This window comes from Candidatus Stygibacter australis (genome assembly GCA_030765845.1).
Classification (GTDB): domain Bacteria; phylum Cloacimonadota; class Cloacimonadia; order Cloacimonadales; family TCS61; genus Stygibacter; species Stygibacter australis.
In genome coordinates this window covers 1-5,092 of the sequence record JAVCDJ010000177.1, presented here as the reverse complement: position 1 = coordinate 5,092, position 5,092 = coordinate 1, and the positions used below count along the sequence as shown (strand labels likewise).

General features: G+C 39.7%; 3 protein-coding genes. 1 reads left to right on the top strand and 2 read right to left on the bottom strand.

From position 1 onward, the window contains the following. Window positions 1-514, top strand: a 514-nt coding sequence (locus tag RAO94_08920) for an FAD-dependent oxidoreductase (GenBank protein MDP8322457.1), incomplete at its 5' end; no start/stop codon positions are given. 216 nt (window positions 515-730) lie between these two features. On the opposite strand, the gene RAO94_08915 is transcribed toward RAO94_08920, so the two are convergent. After that, window positions 731-4,243 (bottom strand): tandem-95 repeat protein, encoded by a 3,513-nt coding sequence (locus tag RAO94_08915; protein MDP8322456.1) that lies wholly within the window; start codon window positions 4,241-4,243, stop codon window positions 731-733. A 565-nt stretch (window positions 4,244-4,808) separates the two neighbouring features. After that, window positions 4,809-5,092 (bottom strand): T9SS type A sorting domain-containing protein (locus tag RAO94_08910; protein ID MDP8322455.1); only part of this gene is annotated, 284 nt, incomplete at its 5' end.

Below are 5,092 nucleotides of genomic sequence, written 5' to 3'. Positions count from 1 at the left end.
GCCGGCAGCCGACCTTATAGTGCTGCAATTGCGCACGGAAAACCAGAATTTTACTTCATATAACCTGGTGGGCTGTCAAACTATGCTGCGCTACCCTGAGCAGAAAAAGATATTCAGGATGATACCTGGTATGCAAAATATAGAATTTCTCCGTTATGGATCAATACACCGGAATACTTATATTAATTCCCCCCAGTTATTAAATAGCGAATTGAATCTAAAAGCACTACCAAATATCCATTTTGCGGGTCAGATCACGGGACTGGAAGGTTATGTGGAATCTATATTTGGGGGGCTGTTGAGTTTTCTTATCCTAACCAGACAACTCAAGGAACTGCCGGAAACCACTATCAGTGGACAATTATGGAGGCACCTGCAGACTGAAGTTAAGAATTTTCAGCCTATGAATGCTAATTTTGGTATCCTGCCGCCTTTGGCAGAGAAAATCAGAGATAAAAAGAAGAAGAAATCTGCTCTCAGTGAACGGGCATTGCAGGATTTGACGATAGTTTAAATCCAGAGCAAGGATGCTCTGGGTACAACGTTGTATCAAGACCATCCCTGGTCTTGGTTTGCCTTACATTACATTTTACATTTTACTTTTTTAATTTTACATTACTTTCCCAGTCTTTTCCCCCGCCCAGACCAGGGATGGTCTGGTTACAACGACAACAATAAAAAACCGCCCCAAGAGAAGGGGCGGTTCGTTGAGTAAAGAGGAGAGAGAGATTTATTTCATCAGAATCACTTTCTGAATCTGTTCTGTTCCACTTGCAGTCATCTTTACAAAATATAATCCTGAAGGACTTTGATCTGCCTGCCAGGTAATTTTATGACTTCCTGAATCTAACTCGGAATTTAATAATTCAACTACTTTTTGGCCTTTGACATTATATACGCTAATCTGCACTTTTCCTGCTTCAGCAAGACTAAATTCCATTTGAGCCACAGGGTTAAAGGGATTCGGGTAGATACTATTCAAGCCTGTTGCCATTGGCAGATCAGGATCATTTGCCGTGTGATTAAAATCTAGGGTCACTATCTCAGACTCACCATTATCATATACAGCCTGAACTCCTGCTTCATGCTCTCCCACAACATTTTCGAATTCATATTCCCTGATATCGACAAACGCTAAAGAATCTCCATCAAGATACACATTATAACCAAGCAAATCCCTATCTCTAAATGCTGATTGTGTCCCGACAGGAGTTTGCTCTTCGCTATTAAATTCAGCAGAGAATTCTACTTCCCGCGTGCCGCTATTTAATACCTGTACATCATCAAGCTTGATCATAAACTGATCTGTAACATCATAATGTCGCCAGGCAATATTCACGATACTACCTGCCCAGGGCGTTAAACTAATTGTGTGCTGCACCCACTGATTATCTTCCATAGTCTCTTCTATCAAGGTCTCATCAAAGTTCTCTAATTCCGTACCGCTATCAGAGATTAATACCGCATAATGCTCATTGGGATAGTATTCATCCTGAGATGCAATCCAGAAATGTAATTCTGATAATGCTCCTATCTCAATTGCCGGAGAAATTAACCAGTTATCAGGTGTTAATGCTCCTGCCGTGGGATGATAGGATTGACTGCCAGCAGAACTCGATCCTGAATGTGGTGCCTGCACATAAATATACCAGCCGTAACCATCACCATCATTATCTATATTCTGCCAGCCTTGTGGCAATATCACACCTTCAAATCCCTGTTCCAATTCCTGTCCACTTCCCCCGCTGCCGGGAGCAAACCAGGTAAATAAGGCATGATTATCGGGCAGTAGATCAACATTCAGAAGTACAGGTTCATCATCCTGAATCGTGACAGATACAACGTCTTCATCCTGCAAATCGCCATCAGAAACCTGCAGAGTAAATTCAAATTCCGTTGGGTCAACTACCTGCGGTGCAGTAAAGGTGGGGTTTATTGCATAAGGATCACTTAGCATTACTCCCGCAGGAGCTATCCAGATATATTCCAGGTCTTCTGTTTCCACATCCCATGACCCGCTGCCATCCAGGCTGATAGTCTCGCCATCTCTACCATTTATATTCATCCCGGCATCTGCATGAGGTGAATCATTTATAGATGTTACATTTACTATCACATCTGCTTCAGCTTCCAAACGCTGAATATTATCACTGATAATAAAAGTAAGAGTCTCAGTGCCATTCCAGTTTGCAGCTGCCGACAAAACTACTTCCAGATCACTAATATCCACAATAATATTTTCATTCCCTTCTACATCGAGAGTAAGATCATCTTCATCAAAATCACTCACATATTCACTAAAATCAAGTTCTAACTGCCCATCTTCATCAAAATCCCATTGGGTTGGAAGGTTGATTTCCGGGGCATGATTCATATAATTGACTGTTACTGTCACAAAGTCTGAGGTAGAAGATTGGCCATCAAAAACCGTCAACGTTACTATATAATCAGTATCATCCAGCACAACAGGAGCTGTGAACTGCGTAATTGCTGAAGCAGGTTCATCAATTATAATATCTGCAGGTGCTTCCCATAAAAATGTAATATCATCCCCATCAGGGTCATAAGACCCACTGCCATCTAATGTTCCCACAGAACCAGAAACAACTCCAAAATCATCTCCGGCATCACCTACTGGCGGGTGAGGTAAACCAATATCATTTACTATCACTTCACCATCTACAAATCCACTTAATTCCTGATTACTAATTACACTTGAAACTATGTCTAATGAAGATTCACCAAAACATATCGCATCAAAATCCAATTCTACCAAAAAACCCGCACCACTCATGGGTAAATAATGCATATAATTGATTATCAGATAGCCTGGACTTTCTACCTCAACTTCTGCTGCCCCACCAGTCATTATCGAATTAGAAATGGAAAAATCGTCATATGACAATACTGTGGGATCATAAGCAAAATGTATCTCATAAGAAACTATTGACCATTCTTCAAATATCTCAGTTGTAAAAATCGGGACAGTGAGTGATTGACCATCATTTATTTCATAGTTATTACAAGATAAGATAGTATCTTCTGGATAATATATATTGATTATTACAGTAGCGCTGTCCGTAGCACGTAATACATTGTCATCTACCGTAAAGATCATTTCCTCACTACCGTGCCAGTTTTCTGGATAAGTAAATGTAACCTGGCTGCCATTGAATTCTACTTCCAGTTCATCTTCACCATATACTGATAGTGACAATGGATCTCCATCAATATCAAGCATATACTGACTGAAATTTGCCACTGCTTCGGCACCAGCCTGAAAAGTCAATTGCCCCGGTAAATTCAGCACCGGAGCATCATTCACAGGGTTTACGATCACCTGCATTTCTACTGTTGTAGTTTCTCTGCTTTGATCATCTGAGACCATTATTGTGATGTATTCCGTCCCATTCCAGTCAGCCTCTGCTGTCATTGATAAATCAGCACCTGTAATAGTGGCACTAATATGTTCGCTTCCTTCCACAGCGTAGCTGAGTTCATCACCTTCTATATCACTGAAATATTGACTGATATCCTGAGTAAAACTACCATCTTCATTGAATTGGAAATACGCAGGTAAGGCAGAAACGGGTGCATCATTTACCGGATTAACTACTACAGTTACATCATCGCTGTCATTCTCTTCAACACCTGTAACTTCAAAATTTATAACTTCACTACCTGACCAGTTTTCTGCACCAGCAAAAGTTACCATATTGCCTGAAATAGAAACATCAATATTCTCATTGCCTGTTGCGATGATACCAGTAAATATTCCAGTTACAAAGTCTGAAAAATCTACAACCAGTTCCACATCTTCGTCAGTAGTAAATTCATCAGGTAATTCGATAACAGGTGGTAATCCACCTCCCAGATATATGCCACCATCAGCCATATAAAAAAATTGTGAAGCATTATAATTAAGCTGAAACTCTCCAGTTCCACTATCACCAGATGATATTTCAGTTACTTCCAGATGTAATATATCAGTATTGTTCCAGGTGGAGAACTGACCGCAATTCACTTTGACCATTGAACCAAAAGCAGGATAATAGCAATCCGTATCATTTTCTGTTAGTATATCATCCGGATTGGATAAAAGCCAGGCTTGAAAGGTAATATCATCACCTGCTGGAATTTCATTTAACGAATTCCTGATCTCCATATACATTGGATGAGGTCCATCGCAATACAAAGATGCCATCAAAATTAATAGAGAAACCAGTATAATCATTTTTTTCATAATATCTCCTCAACTCTCTATTAGAGTAACTTCATTCTTTTATTGTTTAATCATTAATACTTATCAATATTTGTCAATATAATTCCGAATATCCTTCCTTGTCCAATAAGTTTCACTATGCAATCCAGAGCTGGAAGCTATAGATACGCAGATTTTTTTCGAGTAGTAAGAGTGTTCAGTGATTAAATTTCTTTCTTTCTTCTAGCCGCGAACAAACGCGAACAAGCGCGAACAAAAAAACTATCTTACATCACATTACATTTTACATTTTACATTTGCCATATCTCTTCAGTTCGTTTTGTTAGTCTTGTCTTGATGAGCCGTAAGCTTGCGAAGGCTATTCGTTGCCTAATAAATCTTATATTACATTCAGTTTGTTCGCGCTTGTTCGCGTTTGTTCGCGGCTTAATAAATCTTACATTACATTACATGCAATTTTACATTTTACATTTTACATTACTCTCCCAGTCTTTCCCCCGCCCAGACCAGGGATGCTCTGTGTACGCATTAACAAAAAACCGCCCCGAGAGAGGGGCGGTTCGTTGAGTAAAGAGGAGAGAGAGATTTATTTCATCAGAATCACTTTCTGAATCTGTTCTGTTCCACTTGCAGTCATCTTTACAAAGTATATCCCACTTGCCTCTCCGGCAGCATTCCACACTACGTTATGTGTTCCTGCTTCCTGATGATTATTAGCAAGTTCTGCTACCTTCTGTCCTTTCACGTTATAAACTGATACATTTACATTACCAGCTTCTGAGGTCTGATAAGCAATTGTTGTTACAGGATTGAAGGGATTAGGATAAGCATTCATCAGTTTAGTTGATACAGGTGCATCTGATGTGAAAT